This window comes from Cryobacterium sp. 10S3 (assembly GCF_034344045.1).
GTDB lineage: Bacteria > Actinomycetota > Actinomycetes > Actinomycetales > Microbacteriaceae > Cryobacterium > Cryobacterium glucosi.
Map to the genome: position 1 here is coordinate 1,778,004 of NZ_CP133773.1, position 17,149 is coordinate 1,795,152.

At 67.5% G+C, this 17,149-nt stretch carries 14 protein-coding genes; 3 read left to right on the forward strand and 11 right to left on the reverse strand.

The window, feature by feature from the left end; genetic code table 11:
* Positions 1 to 7: 7 nt before the first annotated feature.
* From aroC to RHM57_RS08285, 8 genes are all read right to left on the reverse strand, one after another.
* On the reverse strand, positions 8 to 1,228 hold the full coding sequence (gene aroC / locus RHM57_RS08250; RefSeq protein ID WP_322189725.1) for a chorismate synthase: 1,221 nt from the start codon (positions 1,226 to 1,228) through the stop codon (positions 8 to 10).
* A 63-nt stretch (positions 1,229 to 1,291) separates the two neighbouring features.
* Positions 1,292 to 2,662, reverse strand: a complete 1,371-nt coding sequence (gene mltG / locus RHM57_RS08255; protein WP_241984959.1) for an endolytic transglycosylase MltG — start codon at positions 2,660 to 2,662, stop codon at positions 1,292 to 1,294.
* A 2-nt stretch (positions 2,663 to 2,664) separates the two neighbouring features.
* Complete coding sequence (ruvX, locus tag RHM57_RS08260; protein ID WP_322189726.1) at positions 2,665 to 3,171, reverse strand: Holliday junction resolvase RuvX; 507 nt, start codon at positions 3,169 to 3,171, stop codon at positions 2,665 to 2,667.
* A gap of 3 nt (positions 3,172 to 3,174) precedes the next feature.
* Positions 3,175 to 5,829 (reverse strand): alanine--tRNA ligase, encoded by a 2,655-nt coding sequence (alaS, locus tag RHM57_RS08265; protein WP_134561158.1) that lies wholly within the window; start codon positions 5,827 to 5,829, stop codon positions 3,175 to 3,177.
* Positions 5,830 to 5,886: 57 nt separating this feature from the next.
* The gene (locus tag RHM57_RS08270) at positions 5,887 to 6,120 is read right to left on the reverse strand and encodes a hypothetical protein (RefSeq protein WP_134449459.1); all 234 of its coding nucleotides are present in this window, start codon (positions 6,118 to 6,120) and stop codon (positions 5,887 to 5,889) included.
* A 112-nt stretch (positions 6,121 to 6,232) separates the two neighbouring features.
* A complete protein-coding gene (locus tag RHM57_RS08275; RefSeq protein ID WP_134449458.1) occupies positions 6,233 to 6,607 on the reverse strand; it encodes a DUF948 domain-containing protein in 375 nt (124 codons plus the stop codon).
* Positions 6,608 to 6,748: 141 nt separating this feature from the next.
* Complete coding sequence (rpsD, locus tag RHM57_RS08280) at positions 6,749 to 7,378, reverse strand: 30S ribosomal protein S4 (protein ID WP_134449457.1); 630 nt, start codon at positions 7,376 to 7,378, stop codon at positions 6,749 to 6,751.
* Between the two features lie 256 nt (positions 7,379 to 7,634).
* Positions 7,635 to 9,029 (reverse strand): replication-associated recombination protein A, encoded by a 1,395-nt coding sequence (locus RHM57_RS08285; RefSeq protein WP_134561159.1) that lies wholly within the window; start codon positions 9,027 to 9,029, stop codon positions 7,635 to 7,637.
* Between the two features lie 110 nt (positions 9,030 to 9,139).
* Between RHM57_RS08285 and RHM57_RS08290 the strand changes: the two genes are divergently transcribed.
* From RHM57_RS08290 to RHM57_RS08300, 3 genes are all read left to right on the forward strand, one after another.
* Positions 9,140 to 9,952 carry a peptidylprolyl isomerase gene (locus RHM57_RS08290; RefSeq protein ID WP_322189727.1) on the forward strand — a complete coding sequence of 271 codons (813 nt, stop codon included), beginning with the start codon at positions 9,140 to 9,142 and terminating at the stop codon, positions 9,950 to 9,952.
* 85 nt (positions 9,953 to 10,037) lie between these two features.
* Entirely contained in the window at positions 10,038 to 11,270 is a 1,233-nt protein-coding gene (locus tag RHM57_RS08295; protein ID WP_134559867.1) for a DUF349 domain-containing protein, read from the forward strand.
* Positions 11,271 to 11,375: 105 nt separating this feature from the next.
* Positions 11,376 to 11,990 (forward strand): hypothetical protein, encoded by a 615-nt coding sequence (locus RHM57_RS08300; RefSeq protein ID WP_134561160.1) that lies wholly within the window; start codon positions 11,376 to 11,378, stop codon positions 11,988 to 11,990.
* Here the strand turns inward: RHM57_RS08300 and RHM57_RS08305 are convergent.
* The 3 genes from RHM57_RS08305 to secD all read right to left on the reverse strand — a co-directional run bounded on the left by RHM57_RS08305 (position 11,977) and on the right by secD (position 17,111).
* On the reverse strand, positions 11,977 to 14,247 hold the full coding sequence (locus tag RHM57_RS08305; RefSeq protein ID WP_134449452.1) for a RelA/SpoT family protein: 2,271 nt from the start codon (positions 14,245 to 14,247) through the stop codon (positions 11,977 to 11,979). The genes RHM57_RS08300 and RHM57_RS08305 overlap by 14 nt on opposite strands.
* Positions 14,248 to 14,376: 129 nt before the next feature.
* Positions 14,377 to 15,393 carry a protein translocase subunit SecF gene (gene secF, locus RHM57_RS08310; protein ID WP_134449451.1) on the reverse strand — a complete coding sequence of 339 codons (1,017 nt, stop codon included), beginning with the start codon at positions 15,391 to 15,393 and terminating at the stop codon, positions 14,377 to 14,379.
* Positions 15,393 to 17,111 (reverse strand): protein translocase subunit SecD, encoded by a 1,719-nt coding sequence (gene secD / locus RHM57_RS08315; RefSeq protein WP_134449450.1) that lies wholly within the window; start codon positions 17,109 to 17,111, stop codon positions 15,393 to 15,395. Before secD ends, secF begins: the two co-directional genes overlap by 1 nt.
* Between the last annotated feature and the right edge of the window lie 38 nt (positions 17,112 to 17,149).

Sequence of the window (17,149 nt, forward strand, 5' to 3'; positions counted from 1 at the left end):
GCCGGGATCACAGCGAGGCGTCGCTCGACGCGCCCGTCTTGAGGTTGCCGGGGATGTGTGCGAGGTAGGACTCCAGGTTCCGCATGGTCTCGTCGATCGAGTCTCCGCCGAACTTCTCCAGCACCGAGTTGGCGAGAACGAGCGCGACCATGGCCTCGGCGACGACGCCTGCGGCAGGAACGGCGCAGACATCCGACCGCTGGTGGTGGGCGGGGGCCGCCTCGCTCGTCGTGACGTCGACGGTGCGCAGTGCCCGGGGGATCGTCGCGATCGGCTTCATGCCTGCCCGCACCCGCAGCACGGTTCCCGTGCTCATGCCGCCCTCCGTACCGCCTGCGCGGTCGCTGACCCGCTGGATGCGGCCGTCGGACTGCACGAGCTCATCGTGCGCGTGCGAACCGCGGCGGGTCGTGGTGAGGAAGCCGTCCCCGACCTCGACGCCCTTGATCGCCTGGATGCCCATCAGGGCCGCTGCGAGCTGGGAGTCCAGTCGCCGGTCCCAGTGCACGAACGAACCGAGACCGGGCGGCAGGTCGTATGCCAGCACCTCGACGACACCGCCGAGGGTGTCTCCGTCCTTGTGAGCCTGGTCGACCTCGGCCACCATCAGCGCGCTGGTCGCCGCGTCGAAGCAGCGCAGCGGGTCGGCGTCGAGCATCCCGACGTCGTCCGGGTGGGGCAGCGGAGCGTCTTCGGGCACGCGCACGGGCCCGATCGACAGGGTATGGCTGACCAGGCGGATGCCGAGCTCGGCGAGGAACGACCGTGCGACGGCACCGAGGGCCACCCGTGCGGCGGTCTCGCGAGCACTGGCCCGTTCGAGGACGGGCCTGGCTTCGTCGAAGCCGTACTTCTGCATGCCGACGAGGTCGGCGTGACCCGGCCTGGGCCGGGTGAGCGGGGCGCCGCGGCCGCGAGTGCTCTGGGCTTCGCCCGGCGCCGTCTCGACGGGGTCAGCGCTCATGACCTCTGACCACTTCGGCCACTCGGTGTTGCCGATCCGCAGCGCGACGGGCCCGCCGAGGGTGAACCCGTGCCGGACACCGCCGGAAATGGTGAGATCGTCCTGCTCGAACGTCATCCGGGCGCCCCGGCCGTAGCCGAGTTTGCGGCGCGCGAGATCGAGGCGGATCGAATCGAGTGTGACCGGGATCCCTGCGGGCAAACCCTCGACAATGGCGATGAGTTCGGGGCCGTGGGACTCTCCTGCGGTGAGCCAACGAAGCATGCCCACTATCCTTCCACAGGCTTTCCGTGGTTCTCGCGCTCAGGAAGCGGGGGTGTCGTGCGCTCAACCATATTCGGGGTGGTCCTTCATCCAGGCCTGCCATTGGGCGACACCGGCTTCGTGTTCGGCTGCGGTCGTCGAGAAGATGGTCTCGCCGGTGTCGAGGTTCCAGGTCACGAAATACAGCCAGGTCCCGTCTGCGGGGTGCAGGGCTGCGTTGATCGCGAGGTCCCCCGGGTTCGAGATCGGGCCGACCGGGAGTCCGGGGTGGACATAGGTGTTGTATGCGTTGCCCGCGTCGGCGCGTTCGGCATCCGTCGTCGTGACGACGTTCGTGTGGCCGGTGCCGTATGCCACCGTCGCGTCGGACTGCAGCAGCCCGCTCTCCCACTGAGCCGGGTCGAGCCGGTTGAGGAACACCCGGGCGACCTTGGGGTAGTCGGCGGCGAGGCCGGCCTCCCGCTGGATGAGTGCGGCGAGCACGATGGTCTTCCACCGGTCGGCGGGCGCGACCCCTGCGGAGTCGAGGGCCTGGAACTGGCGGTCAACGAGGGTCTTGAGCGCGTCCTTCGCGGTGATGCCCGGAGCGAAGGTGTACGTCGCGGGGAACAGGAAGCCCTCGAGGGTCGTGGCCTCTGCCGGAAGGCCGAAGGCCGCGACATCGGTGGACGCCGCCTGGAGGTCGGCGAGCGGGAGGTTCGTCCCCTCGCTGACCAGTTGGAGGATGTCCGCCTCCGCCGTTCCTTCCGGGATCACGACGGTCTGTTCGAGCTTGCTTGCAGGGTCCTGAAGTGCGGTGAGCGCGGCGCTCGCGCTCATCTTCGTCATGAGCTGGTACGCGCCTGGCTGGAAGACCGGAGCGGGGGTGACCTTCAGCAGCAGCTTGTAGAAGGCGTCGTAGCTCTTGACGACGTCCTGGGCCACCAGCGTGTTCGCCACGTCCGATCCGGTCTCACCGTCATGGATCATGACCACGACCTTCGTCTCGCCAGACCCGGAGTAGTCGGCGGGACCAGCGAGGGTCGCCTGGAGCTGGGAGATCGGGCCCTGCAGGGCGAAGAAGGCCCCCGCCACGAGCGCCACCAGCACGACGAGGGCGATCAGACAGCCCCACGCGCCCTTGCGACGCCGCTTGGGCGGTCGCGGTGGCTCGGAGCCGAGTTGGGAGCGACGGCTCGATCGTGAGGTCGACGGAGCCTGGGCGGTCGTGCGGAGCGACCGGCGGGTGGGGAAGTCACCGCCGTCGGCGGGGGCCCCTGCGTGGCCCGGCTCGCCGGACGCCGTCGTCCCGGCGTGCGGAGCCAGCAAAGATGCCCAGGGATTGACCGGGGTTTCCTCGCCGGGAGCAGGAGTCGGAGGAGTACCGTGCGCGTGGGGCGCCGCTGAGTTCCGGCCTGCCGGGTCGTCCCGGGGGTCGAGCGGTGGGTGGGACACGATCAGGACCCTTCGATCGGGGCGGCTGGCGACGGTGGCGTGGCGGGAACGGCCGGCACAACGGCAGAACCTGGCGGATGCCCGAGACCGCGTTCGGTGTCGAGAGCATGCTGGAGGATGATGGTGGCCGCTACCTGGTCAATGACCGGGCGCTGTGTCTTCGCCTTCCGGCCTGCCGTGCGGAGGACTCCCTGGGCGGCGACGGTCGAGAGCCGTTCGTCGACGAGGCGCACGGGAACGGGAACGGCCAGGGCGAGCACCTCCGCAAAGCCGACGGCGTCCTGTGTCGACGCGGTGTGGTTTCCGGACAGGGCGAGCGGGAGGCCGACGATGACCTCCATTGCGCCGAGATCCTGGACGACGGCGATGATGCGGGCGACATCGGTGACGCCGTTCCCGTCCCGGGGAACGGTTTCGACCGGGGTCGCGAGCATGCCGTGCGGGTCACTCATCGCGAGACCGATCCTGGCCTTGCCGACATCGACTCCGACCCGCACGCCATGCCGCATTCTTCAGCCCGCGATCGTGGTGCGGACGGCGACGAGGGCGCTCGCGATCTTGTCGACGTCGGTTCCACCGCCCTGGGCGAGGTCGTCCTTGCCGCCGCCCCCGCCGCCGAGGATGCCGGCGACGAGCTTCGCGAGGGCCCCGGCGCGCTGGCCCGTCTCCCGCGCTGCAGCGTTGGTGGCCACGATGATGACTGGCTTGTCGTCGACGACGGCCGCAAGCGCGACCACCGCAGGGTCGGAGCCGAGCTGCGCCCGGGTTGCCGTGACCAGCATCCGCACCTCATCGGGAGAGTGCAGGGTGCCGAGGTTCTCGGCGACAAGGCGTACTGCCCCTGCGCGCTGGGCGGTCGCGACGAGTGCGGGGACGCGCTCGGTCAGCGCTTTCGCCTCGAAAGCCGCGATCTTCTTCTCCGCGGCCTTGAGGCTCGTGAGCAGCTCGCCGATGCGTTCGGGCAGTTGTTCCTTGGGAGTCTTGAGGTTCGCGGTCAGCTGGGAGACGATCGCCCGCTCAGCAGCGAGGTCCCGGAAGGCCTCGAGGCCGACGAGGGACTCGACGCGGCGGTTCGTGGACCCGACCGAGGCCTCGCTGACGAGGTTGATCATTCCGATCTCGGCGCTCGAACCCACGTGGGTTCCCGCGCAGAGTTCCCGTGACCAGGGTCCGCCGATGTCGACGACGCGAACCCGGTCGCCGTACTTCTCGCTGAAGAGCGCCATGGCCCCGAGTGCCTTCGCCTCGGCGAGGGGAAGCTCACGGGTGACGACGGGCAGGTTGTCGCGGATCGCGTTGTTGGAGATCTCCTCGATCTCGCTGCGGGTCGCGGCAGAGAGCGCCTGGTTCCAGGAGAAGTCGAGACGGAAGAATCCGGCCTTGTTGTACGAGCCGGACTGGTGCGCGTTCGGGCCGAGGACCTGGCGAAGTGCCGCGTGCAGCACGTGGGTTCCGGAGTGCGCCTGCCGGGCGCCGCGTCGCCAGTCGGGATCGACGACGCTCGTCGCAGGGTCTCCGACGCCGACCTCACCGCTTGTGACGTGCACCTTGTGGCTGATCAGGCCCTTGACGGGCTTCTGAACGTCGAGGACCTCGAGCTCGTATCCGCGGCCGACGATGAGGCCGGCGTCGGCCTCCTGACCGCCGGACTCGGCGTAGAGCGCGGTCTCGGCGAGGATCACTTCGGCGATTTCGCCCGCGACCGCCTTCGTGACGGATGCGCCGTCCACGATGATCCCGAGCACGCTGGACTCGGTCTGCAGTTCCTCGTATCCGGTGAACACCGTCTCGCCTGACGCGCGGAAGGCGCTGTAGACGGAGAGGTCGGCGAGGTGGGTCTTCTTGGCCTTCGCGTCCGCCTTCGCCATCGAGCGCTGCTTGGCCATCAGGGCGTCGAATGCCGACCGGTTGACGCTCAGCCCGGCTTCTTCCGCCATCTCGAGGGTGATCTCGATCGGGAACCCGTAGGTGTCGTGCAGCAGGAACGCGGTGTCCCCCGGCAGTTCGGTCTTCTTCGCCTTGATCGTCTTCGCGACCGCGACGTCGAGGACCGTGCTGCCGCTCGCAAGGGTGCGGAGGAAGGTCTCCTCCTCGGCGTATGCGCCCTGGCTGATCCTGGCGTAGTCGCCGTGGACCTCGGGATACGCGCTCATCATGGCGTCCCGCGCGGCGGGGAACAGTTCGGGGAAGGTCGCGACGTCCACGCCGAGCAGGCGCATGGCGCGTACCGTGCGGCGCATCAGCCGCCGGAGGATGTAGCCGCGACCCTCGTTGGACGGCGTGACGCCGTCGCTCATCAGCATGAGCGAGGACCGCACGTGGTCTGCGACGATGCGCATGCGTACGTCGTCGTCGTGCACGGCGCCGTAGCGGCGTCCGGAGAGGGCGGCAGCGAGGTCGAGGACCGGACGGACCTGGTCGATCTCGTACATGTTCTCGACGCCCTGCTTGAGGAAGGCGACACGTTCGAGACCCATGCCGGTGTCGATGTTCTTCTTCGGGAGGTCGCCGAGGATGACGAAGTCGTTCTTGCCGGTCCCCTCGCCCCTGAGGTACTGCATGAAGACGAGGTTCCAGATTTCGACGTACCGGTCGTCGTCCGTCGCCGGGCCGCCGTCGGCACCGTACGCGGGGCCGCGGTCGAAGAAGATCTCGGAGCAGGGGCCCGCTGGGCCCGGCTGGCCGGTAGACCAGTAGTTGCTGTCCATTCCGAGGCGCTGGATGCGGTCCTCCGGCAGGCCGAGGGCGCGCCAGTAGCGGAACGCCTCGTCGTCATCCTGGTAGACGGTGACCCAGAGGTCCTTCTCCTGGAATCCGTAGCCGCCGTCGGCCTCAGACGTCGTCAGGAGCTCCCAGGCGTAGCCGATGGCCTGTTCCTTGAAGTAGTCCCCGAAGGAGAAGTTGCCGTTCATCTGGAAGAACGTGCCGTGGCGGGGTGTCTTACCCACCTCTTCGATGTCGTTGGTCCTGATGCATTTCTGCACACTCGTCGCACGGGGATACGGCGCGGGGACGAGGCCGGTCAGATAGGGCACAAAGGGCACCATCCCGGCGACGGTGAACAGGAGGGTGGGGTCGTCGCTGACGAGTGACGCCGACGGTACGACGGTGTGTCCGCGGTCGGCAAAGAAGTCGAGCCAGCGCCCGCGAATTTCAGCAGTCTGCATGGGTTCCGTAGTTCGTTGAAAATGAATAGGCGAAAAAGTAGCGAGGGCTGAGCGGGCTCAGGGGCGGGTCGTTCCGCCGAGCGCGTCCGTTCCGGCGTCGGCGACGTCGCCGAGCGCGTCGCGCAGCTCGGCTTCGCGCTTGCGGTAGCCATCGGAGATGGCCTCGCCGAACTCGCGGGCCTTGGTGTCGAGGTCACTGAAGAACAGCTTGCCCTGACGGGTGTTGTTGGCTTCATGCGCGATCAAGAATCCGATGCCGACCCCGATGACCAACCAGATGAAATTCTTCATGACAAATGCTCCCTGAACGGTGTGGAGACCCTGATAAGAAATGCGCGATGGCCGCGCGTGTGGTGCGGCCGGCGTATCCCGGACTCGACCAGCCTCTTTCCAGCGTAGCCGACTACCCGCGCCGACGGCCTGCGCGCGTCGGGGATGCCGCGCGGAAACCCGCCCTGACGGCGGCGGAGAAGCCTGCGAGTTTGATGAGCGGTCCGCCGACGGTCGCGGCGAACAGTGCGACGAGTGCCGAGACATTGCCCGTCACGTCCGCGACGTTTCCGGTGATCGTGTCGACCCTGGCCAGCTGTTTGTTGGTTTCTTGCAGGGTCGTCGTGGTTTCGGAGAGGAGCGGCGTGACGTTCTGGCTCAGCTCATGGATGGCCAGGGTCGTCTCATCGAACACCCGGCCGAGCTTCAGCAGCGGGACCGCGAGGAGCCCGACGAGAACGGCAAACACGACGGCGGCGGCGAGGCCCGCGATATCTCCACCTGACACTGGTGACTCCATCCATTCCGAGAGGGGCATGCATTGGCACCCGGCGTGCTGCACCGGTTAACGCACGAAGCGGACCACCCCGTAGGGGGTGATCCGCTCTCCAGCGTAGTTCAGATGCCGTCTGACGACGGGCAGGGGAACCTAGCGGGCTGCGTAGTACTCGACGACGAGCTGGACTTCACACGTCACGGGGATTTCGATGCGCTTCGGGCGACGCACGAGGCGGGCCTGCAGCTTGTCGATCTCGACCTCGAGGTACGGCGGGAGCTTCGGGAGCACGTCGACGTGTCCGCCGGCTGCGGCGACCTGGAACGGTTCCATGCCCTCGCTGCGAGCCTTGACGTGGATGAGCTGGCCCGGCTTCACGCGGAAGGAGGGGCGGTCGACGAGCTGGCCGTCGACGAGGATGTGACGGTGCACGACCATCTGGCGGGCCTGAGCTGTCGTGCGGGCGATTGCCGCGCGAACGAGGAGTGCGTCGAGGCGGGTCTCGAGGATCTCGACCAGGTTTTCACCGGTCAGGCCCTGGGCGCGACGAGCTTCTTCGAAGGCGATCTTGAGCTGGGCTTCGCGGATGCCGTACTGGGCCCTTAAGCGCTGCTTTTCGCGGAGACGCACGGCATAGTCGGAATCGGTCTTGCGCTTGGTGCGACCGTGCTCGCCCGGAGCGTACGGACGCTTCTCGAGGTAGCGGGCGGCCTTCGGGGTCAGGGCGATGCCCAGGGCCCGCGACAGGCGGGTCTTACTGCGGGTACGTGACTTGGTAGACACGGTGTCCTTTCAATGGAACGAGCAACAGAAAAGGTGGAATCCAGGGCGCCCGCACGTGAGCAGGCGTCATGGGAGATCAGAGGGGTGTGCCACGGGGTGCCCGGCTACAGGGCTCCCTCTCCAACCTGGAATCGGACGCAGCCGCATACCGATGCCAGTTGTAGGCCTGAAAAGAATACCACACCGGACCCCGGCGGCCGTGCCGGTGCGGGACGGGGCGCGGGAGTGCATTCGGCCCTGTCGCGCGCGCCCGCCGTCAGTCGCCGCGGATGATCCGGCGCAGCTTGCCGAGGCGTGCCGAGACTTCGCGTTCGTTGCCGTGTTCGGTGGGTTGGTAGTAACGGACCGCCTTGAGTTCGTCCGGCGGATACTGCTGCTGCACGACTCCGACGGTGTCGTCGTGCGGGTAGCGATAGCCCTTGCCGTGCCCGAGTCGTTTGGCGCCGGCATAGTGGGCATCGCGCAGGTGCTTCGGCACCCGGCCGGTTTTGCCGGCGCGGACGTCAGCGATCGCCGCGTCGAGCGCCATGTACGCGGCGTTGGACTTGGGTGCGGTCGCGAGGTGCACGACGGCCTGGGCGAGCGGGATCCGCCCTTCCGGCATCCCGATCAGCTGCACGGCGTCGGCTGCGGCGACCGCGATCACGAGGGACTGGGGGTCCGCCATGCCGATGTCCTCCGAGGCGAGGACGATGATGCGGCGCGCGATGAACCGCGGGTCTTCCCCCGCCTCGATCATCCTCGCGAGGTAGTGCAGGGATGCGTCGACATCCGATCCGCGTACCGACTTGATGAAGGCACTGATCACGTCGTAGTGTTCGTCGCCGTTGCGGTCGTAGCGCAGCAGCGCCCTGTCGACGGCGAGGGCGACTGTGTCGCTCGTGATGACCGGTCGAAGGTCCGGCTCCGGCGCTTCGGGATCGACACCGTCATCGTCATCGTCATCGTTCACGGTGCCCGATGCTGACGTCCCTGACAATGCAGAGACGGATGCCGCCTCGAGCGCCGTGAGCGCACGGCGGGCGTCGCCGGAGGCAAGCCTGATGATCGTGGCACGGGCGTCCGGTTCCAGCACAAAGCGATCGGCGAGACCCCGGGCATCCGTCACGGCCCTGTCGATGACGACCCCGAGGTCCTCGTCGCTGAGCGTTTCGAGGGTGAGCAGGAGGGACCGGGACAGCAAGGGCGCGATCACGGAGAAAGAGGGATTCTCGGTCGTTGCGGCGACGAGGATGATGACCCCGTTTTCGACCCCGGGCAGCAGTGCGTCCTGCTGGGCCTTGCTGAACCGGTGAATCTCGTCGAGGAAGAGCACGGTCGACAGTCCGTAGAGGTCGCGGCTCGTGCGCGCCTCCTCCATCACCTGCCGGACGTCGCGCACGCCGGCGGACACGGCGGAGAGTTCGACGAAACGACGGCCGGAGCTGTGCGCGATCGCCTGGGCGAGGGTCGTCTTCCCGGTGCCCGGCGGACCCCAGAGAATCACCGAAACCGCGCCGCGCTCCCCCGACTTGTCACTGGCCAGGCTGACCAGGGGTGAACCTGGGGTGAGAAGGTGCCGCTGGCCGGCGACTTCAGCGAGGGTCGTCGGGCGCATCCGTACCGCGAGGGGTGTTGCGCCGCTGCGCAGTCCGGGTTGTCCATCGACCATGCCTCAAGCGTAGTTCGCACCGCTGACACCGGCGTCCGAGCTGCGGTCCTCTCGTTGTAGAGTTCAAGCTGGTTGCGGAACGAGTCCGCGCGGATTCCCGGAGGACAGCCGTGGCAGCGAACAAGAAGCAGGATCGCGACGAGCGCGAGGCCCGCATCCGGGTTCGCGCATACCAGGCACGCCGGGCTGTTCACGAACACCAGCAGTCCCGCCGCCGCAGGGACAACATCGTGGCAGGCATCGCCGTCCTCGTCGTCGCCGTGCTCGCCGTCGTCGCCCAGGTCTACTTCTTCAACGGCGGTCCCGGCACCCCGGCGCCGAGCTCCTCCGCAACGGCAGCACCCACGGCCACACCGTCGGCGACCCCGACCGCTGCGGCCGGCGCGAACACCGGAACCGTCCCTCCGAGCACGCTCGCCGAGGGCCGCACCTGGACGGGCACCCTCGGCCTCAACGGCATCAACCTCGGGATCGAACTCGACGGCGCGGCGGCCCCGCAGGCGGTCTCGTCCTCGATCAGCCTCGTCCAGTCCGACTTCTACTCCGACCTGACCTGCCACCGCCTGACGACCTCGGGCATCTACGTGCTCCAGTGCGGCGACCCGGCAGGCGACGGCTCAGGCGGCCCCGGATACAGCTATGGGCCCGTCGAGAACGCGCCGGCCGACAACGTCTACCCGGCGGGATCGATCGCGATGGCACGCCAGAGCGCCAATGGGTACAGTCAGGGCAGCCAGTTCTTCATCCTCTACGAAGACTCGACCATCCCGGCGGATGCCGCAGGCGGCTACACGGTGATCGGCCATGTCACGAGCGGGCTCGACCAGGTGAAGGCGCAGATCACGGACGCCGGAGTCGCAGACGGTTCGACGGACGGCGCCCCCAAGGTCACCACGTTAATCAGCGCCTTCAGCGTCCAGTAGTTCCAGCCGTCCGGGCCTTGCAATAGGCTTGACCGGGTATTGGCCCAGTGTGGGCACACACACATCGACATCTAAGGTGAGACTCTTGACTACGACAGATCAGCAACCATGGGGTCGCGTAGACGAATCCGGCACGGTTTTCGTGCGCGAAGCGTCGGGCGAACGCGCGGTTGGCCAGTATCCTGACGCGACGCCGGAGGAGGCCCTGGCCTACTTCGAGCGCAAGTACGTCGAACTCAACGGACAGGTCACCCTTCTGGAACAGCGCGCCAAGGGCGGCGCACCGGCTGCGGACATCGCAAAATCGGTCTCGCACCTCGCGAAGACCGTTGCGACCGCCAACGCCGTCGGCAACCTCGCGGCCCTCGTGGAGCGTCTCGGCGCCCTCGGCGGCGCCGTCAGCGAACTCACGGAGCAGCAGGGTGCCGAATCGAAGGCCGCCGCAGTGGCCGCCGTCGCCGAACGCGCCGCGATCGTCGAGGAGGCCGAGGCGCTCGCAGCAGAAGACCCGGCCAAGACGCAGTGGAAGCAGACAAGCGCAGCCCTCGACGCACTGTTCGCCAAGTGGCAGGCGCACCAGCACGATGCCCCTCGCATCCCCAAGGGTGAGGCCAACGAGCTCTGGAAGCGTTTCCGCGCTGCACGCACGACCATCGAGCAGAACCGTAAGGCGTTCTTCGCCGAGCTCGACACGGCGCACAAGGACGTCCGCAACCGCAAGCAGCAGCTCATCGAGCAGGCGGAGGCCCTCGCGCCGAAGGGCGCAGACGGGATCCCCGCCTATCGCACGCTGCTCGACGAGTGGAAGCTCGCCGGCCGCAGCGGCAAGAAGCAGGACGACGCCATGTGGGCGAAGTTCAAGGCCGCCGGCGACGTGCTGTACTCCGTCAAGTCTGAGATCGACGCCCAGGACGACGAGGAATTCGCTGGGAACCTCGTCGAGAAGCTCGCGCTCCTCACCGAGGCCGAAGCGCTCCTCACCGAAACCGACCGCACCAAGGCCCGCACCGCGCTCAGCTCCGTGCAGCGCCGCTGGGACGCGATCGGCAAGGTTCCCCGCGACTCCGTCAAGGTCGTCGAAGATCGCATGCGCAAGGTCGAAGCGGCCGTCCGCAAGCTCGATGACGATCACTGGGTGCGGAACAACCCGGAGACCAAAGCGCGTACGGAGGGCCTCGCCGGCCAGCTGCACGACGCGATCGCCAAGCTCGAGGCCGAACTCGCAACCGCAGAGGCAGGAACCGATGCCCGCGCGATCACGGAAGCCCGCGAGGCGCTCGAGGCCCGCAAGGCGTGGCTGAAGGCCATCGGCCAGTAGGCCGCAACCCGCGGAGTCCGTCCACAAGCGACGGGGCTCCGGCAGCTGTCCACAGATGCCGGAGCCCCGTCGCTTTCGTGTACTCCCGGGGCGCACCCTGTCCAGGTGCCCATCCGACTCCCCGACGTCCTTTCCCCGCGCGATCTCCCCCTCGCAGAGCTCTCGAGCCTGTGCCTGGACGGAGAGCTGTTCCGCGTCGGCGACTTCTGGAGCCCGGTGGACCTCGCGGAAGACCGGGACCAACGGGCGCGGTCCCTCGCCCTCCTGGTGCCGGCCAAGGCGATCGCGGAACGGCTGACCGCCGCGTGGATCTACGGCCTCGCTCCCGAGCCGGGGCGCCACCAGTTCTGCGTGCCCATCACGGCGCGGGCGTACTTCCCGCCGTCACCGCGTTTCGGCGTCCGCGAGGTCGCCTGTGACCTCGAGAACACGATCCGCGTCGGCGCCCGCACCGTGCGCAGGGACGGTATCCTGCCGGGCGGCCTTCTCGTCACCCGGCCGCTGCGCACCGCACTCGACCTCGCGCGCTGGCCTCCCCCGGAGTCTCCCGCCCCGTCAGCCCTGATCGGTGCACTGCTCCGCCTGGCCGGCCACCCGGACACCTCGGCGGCGAGGCGCACCTGCGCCATCGACCGCCTCCCGTACACCCACAGGGCGCTCGTTCAGCTCGACGCCGCGGAAACGGCCATGCAGGCGCTCGGAGAGCCTACCCGTCGTTGACGCGGTAGACGTCGTAGACGGCGTCGATGCGACGCACGGCGTTGAGTACCCGGTCCAGGTGGGTCGTGTCACCCATCTCGAAGACGAAACGGCTGATCGCCAGCCGATCGCTCGAGGTGTGCACGGTCGCGGAGAGGATGTTGACGTGATGTTCGGAGAGCACCCTGGTCACGTCCGACAAAAGTCCTGAGCGGTCGAGGGCCTCGATCTGGATCTGGACCAGGAACAGGCTCTTCGACGTGGGGGCCCAGTCGACCTCGATCATCCGCTCCGGCTCCTTGAGCAGCGACTGCACATTGCGACAGGATGCCTGGTGCACGGAGACTCCGGCGCCGCGAGTGATGAACCCGACGACCTTGTCTCCCGGAACCGGGGTACAGCAACGGGCGAGTTTGACCAGGATGTCCGGGGCACCGCGGACGAGGATCCCGGAGTCGCTGTTGCGCAGCGTCTGGGTGCGTCCGTTCGGCGCGAACGGCAGATCGGTCGCATCGCTCTCCTCGACGCTCTGCAGGGTCGCGACGACCTTCTCGAGCACCGACTGCGTGCTGATGTGCCCCTCGCCGACGGCGGCGTAGAGCGCGGAGACGTCCTCGTACTTCATCACCGCTGCGACCTCGGCGAAGGAGTCCTGGTTCATCAGCTTCTGCAGGGGAAGGTTCTGCTTGCGCATCGCGCGGGCGATGGCGTCCCTGCCCTGTTCGATGGCCTCGTCGCGGCGTTCCTTGGTGAACCACTGCCGGATCTTGTTGCGGGCCCTCGGGCTCTTGACGAAGTTGAGCCAGTCCTTGCTCGGCCCCGAGTCCGGGTTCTTCGAGGTGAAGACCTCGACGACGTCCCCGGTGACCAATGGGCTCTCGAGGGGCACCAGCCGCCCGTTGACCTTGGCACCCATGGTGCGGTGGCCGACCTCCGTGTGCACGGCGTAAGCGAAGTCGACGGGGGTCGCTCCCGTCGGCAGGCCGATCACCCGGCCCTTCGGGGTGAAGACGTAAACCTCTTTGGCGCCGATTTCGTAGCGCAGCGAGTCCAGGAACTCGCCGGGGTCCGCGGTCTCGGCCTGCCAGTCGGAGATGTGCGCGAGCCAGGCCATGTCGGTGTCGCTCTGCGGGCCGGGCCCCGAGCTCTTGCCCGTGGTCTGTTCCTTGTACTTCCAGTGCGATGCGACGCCGAACTCGGCACGCTGGTGCATCTCCTGGGTGCGGATCTGGATCTCGACGGCGCGACCGCTCGGGCCGAGCACCGTCGTATGCAGGGACTGGTAGAGGTTGAATTTGGGTGTGGCGATGTAGTCCTTGAACCGGCCGGGCAGCGGCGTCCAGCGGGCGTGGATCGCACCGAGCACGGCGTAGCAGTCCCGAACCGAGTTCACGAGGACACGGATGCCGACGAGGTCGTAGATCTCGTCGAATTCGCGTCCCCGCACGACCATCTTCTGGTAGATCGAGTAGTACTGCTTGGGCCGTCCCGCGACCTTGCCGCGGATGCGCGCGGCCTTGAGGTCTTCGACGATCGCGTCGATGACGTGCTGCACGAACTCCTCGCGCTGCGGGGTGCGCTGCTTGACGAGGCTTTCGATCTCGGCGTAGAGCTTCGGATACAGGACCGCGAAGGACAGGTCTTCGAGCTCCCACTTGATGGTCTGGATCCCGAGGCGGTGCGCGAGCGGGGCGTAGATCTCGAGCGTCTCCGTCGCCTTGCGCACCGCGGACTCTGCGGGAACGAATCCCCAGGTGCGCGCGTTGTGGAGCCGGTCTGCGAGCTTGATGATCAGTACCCGGATGTCCTTGGACATCGCGACGATCATCTTGCGAACGGTCTCGGCCTGGGTGCTGTCGCCGTACTTGACCTTGTCGAGCTTCGTCACGCCGTCGACGAGCATCGCGATCTCGTCGCCGAAGTCGGCGCGCAACTGGTCGAGGGTGTACTCGGTGTCTTCGACGGTGTCGTGCAGCAGGGCGGCGGCAACGGTCTTCGGGCCGATGCCGAGGTCTGCGAGAATCTGGGCGACGGCGACCGGATGGGTGATGTACGGTTCTCCGCTGCGGCGCACCTGACCCTCGTGGGCGCGTTCCGCCGCGGTATACGCGCGCTCGATGATCGACAGGTCGACCTTCGGGTGGTGCATCCGCACGGTCCGCAGCAGGGTGTCCACGGCGCCGACCGGCTGGGCGCGGGAGAAGATCCGCGGAACGAGGCGTCGGAGGGAAGCGGCGGGCAGCGGCGCGTTCGGTGGCGGTGTCGTCGTTTCCGTCATCTCACACCTCGTTCGCGAGCGCCCGGCCATTCCCGGGCATCCAGCAATTATCGCGCCTTTTTCGACCGCTCCGTGCCGCTCCCCTCGAATTAGCCGGGGAGCGGCGCTATTGGCGGTGATCCGGTGCGGCTAGACGGTGACGCGCACGTCCGTCTTCGGCGCGGAGGACGCCTTGGCGCGCAGGGCGAGCGCCTTCTTGTCACGCTTGCGCACTCCGGGTTCCATCGTGCGGAGCTGGGCGTACAGCGGAGATGCGATGAAGATGGTCGAGTACGCGCCGGCGATGATACCGATCAGGAGCGCGAGCGAGATGTCGCGCAGCGTTCCCGCCCCGAGCACGAACGCGCCGATGAACAGGATCGAGCCGACCGGGAGGATCGCGACGACCGAGGTGTTGATGGAACGCACGAGCGTCTGGTTCACCGCGAGGTTGACAGAGTCTGCGAAGGTCCTGCGCGATTCCGGTCCGTCTTCGCGGGTGTTCTCTCGGATCTTGTCGAACACCACGACGGTGTCGTAGAGCGAGTAACCGAGAATCGTCAGGAACCCGATCACCGCGGCCGGGGTGATCTCGAACCCGGTGATCCCGTAGAACCCGGCCGTGATGATGAGGTCGTGCAGCAGCGCGACCATCGCGGCGAGGGACATCTTCCAGGTCCTGAAGTACAGGGCCATGCCGATCGCGGCGAGGACGAGGAAGATCCCGAGGCCCCTGAGTGCCTGACCGGTGATGTCAGCACCCCACGACGGGCCGATGAACGATGCCGTGACCTGCTCGGCGGGCACGCCGTACGCGTCGGCGAGTGCTGTGCGCATCTGCCGGGTCGCGTCGCTCGACAGCTGGTCCGTCTGAATGCGGATGCCGGTGGTGCTGACGTTCGACACCTTCGGGACCGCGGAGGGCTCGATGCTCGTCACGGCCTTGACCGCGAGCGACTGGTCCTGGGTCGCGACGTCGCTCACGACGAATTCGGAGCCGCCGGTGAATTCGATACCGAAGACGAAGCCGCCACGAAGCTGGGGCACCACGAGCGCGATCAGGATGGCGATACCGGCCAGGGAATACCAGACCTTGCGACGCCCGATGATGTTGAAGGAGCGCTTGCCGGTGTGCAGGTCGTTGCCGAACTGGGAAAAGCTCGCCATTAGGAATCCTTCCCGTCGGTCGACCGATCCGAGGAGGATCCGACGAGTTCTGATGCTTTCCGCTCGGCGATGGTCTGGCGCTTCGCGGCCTCACGGCTCGCGGACGACAACTTGGCGGAGGCGACCTCGTCTGAGGGCCGGAACTTCGCCCTCCCCCGGTAGGTGGCTCCGAGAGCCCTCGGGTCCAGGCCGCTGAACCGGTGGCCCTCGTTGAAGAAGCGGGTCTGGGCGAGCAGCTGCAGGACCGGGTGGGTGAAGAGCGCAACGACGACGACGTCGACGATCGTCGTGAGCCCGAGCGTCAGGGCGAAGCCCTTCACGTTTCCGACGGCGACGATGAAGAGCACGCCCGCGGCGAGGAAGTTGACCGCGTCGGAGGCGAGGACCGTGCGGATGGCGCGCTTCCAGCCCGCTTCCACGGCCGATTCCAGCCCGCGGCCGTCGCGCAACTCGTCGCGCACTCGTTCGAAGTACACGATGAACGAGTCCGCCGTGATTCCGATGGCGACGATCAACCCCGCGACACCGGCGAGGGAGAGCCGGTAGCCCTCACGCCAGGACAGGATCGTGATCAGCAGGTAGGTGATGACGGCGGCGACGACGAGCGACGCAACCGTGACGAAACCGAGCAGTCGGTACTGCAGTAGCGAGTACAGGACGACCAGGATGAGTCCGATCAGGCCGGCGATGAGGCCGCTCACGAGCTGGGTCGAACCGAGGGTCGCCGAGATCGTGTCCTGGCTCTGCACGGTGAAGCTCAGCGGCAGGGCTCCGAACTTCAGCTGGTCCGCGAGAACCTTCGACGATGCCTGGTCGAAACTGCCGCTGATCTGGGCGTTGCCGTCCGTGATCACGGCGAGGGTGCGTGGCGCGGAGATGACCTTGCCGTCGAGCACGATCGCGAACTGGTTCTGCACGCCGGTGAGGCCGCTCAGCCGGGTGCTGACCGTCGCGAAGTCCTTGGTGCCCTGATCGTCGAACTTGATGTTGACGACCCACTCGCCGGTGGTGGCACCGGACTGGGTCGTCTTCTGGCCGTTGGTGGCGTCGGAGACGTTCTCGCCGCTGACCTCCACCGGCCCGAGGATGTACTTGACCGAACCGTCTGTCTCACAGGTCACGAGCGGCTGGTCGGCCGGTGCGACGTTGGAGGTGTCGATGGTCGAGCAGTCGAAGGCGTCGTACTGCGCCTGGAGCGCCGGGGTCACCCAGCTGAGATCGCTGCCGTTCGTCGGTACGGCCGTCGGCGTGCTCGACAGGCTCGGGTCGACCGTGGCTACCGGAGTCGGCGTTGCGGTGCCGTCGGCGCCGACAGCTGCCGTCGACGGGGCGGCGGCGACCAGGACCGGGCGGAACTCGAGCTTCGCGGACGATTCGATCCGGTTGATGGTTGCGTCGTCCGGGATTCCCGGGATCGACACGACGATGTTCTGGCCGCTCGTGTTGATCTCCGCCTCGGAGACACCGGAGGAGTCGATGCGCTGCCGGATGATCGACACCGCCTGGTTCAGCTGCTCCTGGGAGACGGACTGACCGGACTCGAGCTTCGGCGCGAGGATGATCTGCGTGCCACCCTCGAGGTCCAGGGCCAGCTTGGGCGCCCAGGACCCTCCGGCGGTGAGGACACCGAAGAGGTTGACTGCGACCAGGCCGATGACGATCACCCCCAGCCACGTCAGGGAACGCCAGGCCTTCTTGGCCGGAGTCGACTTTGCCACCTTGGAACTCAGCTTTCTATACGCGTGCGGGCGCCACA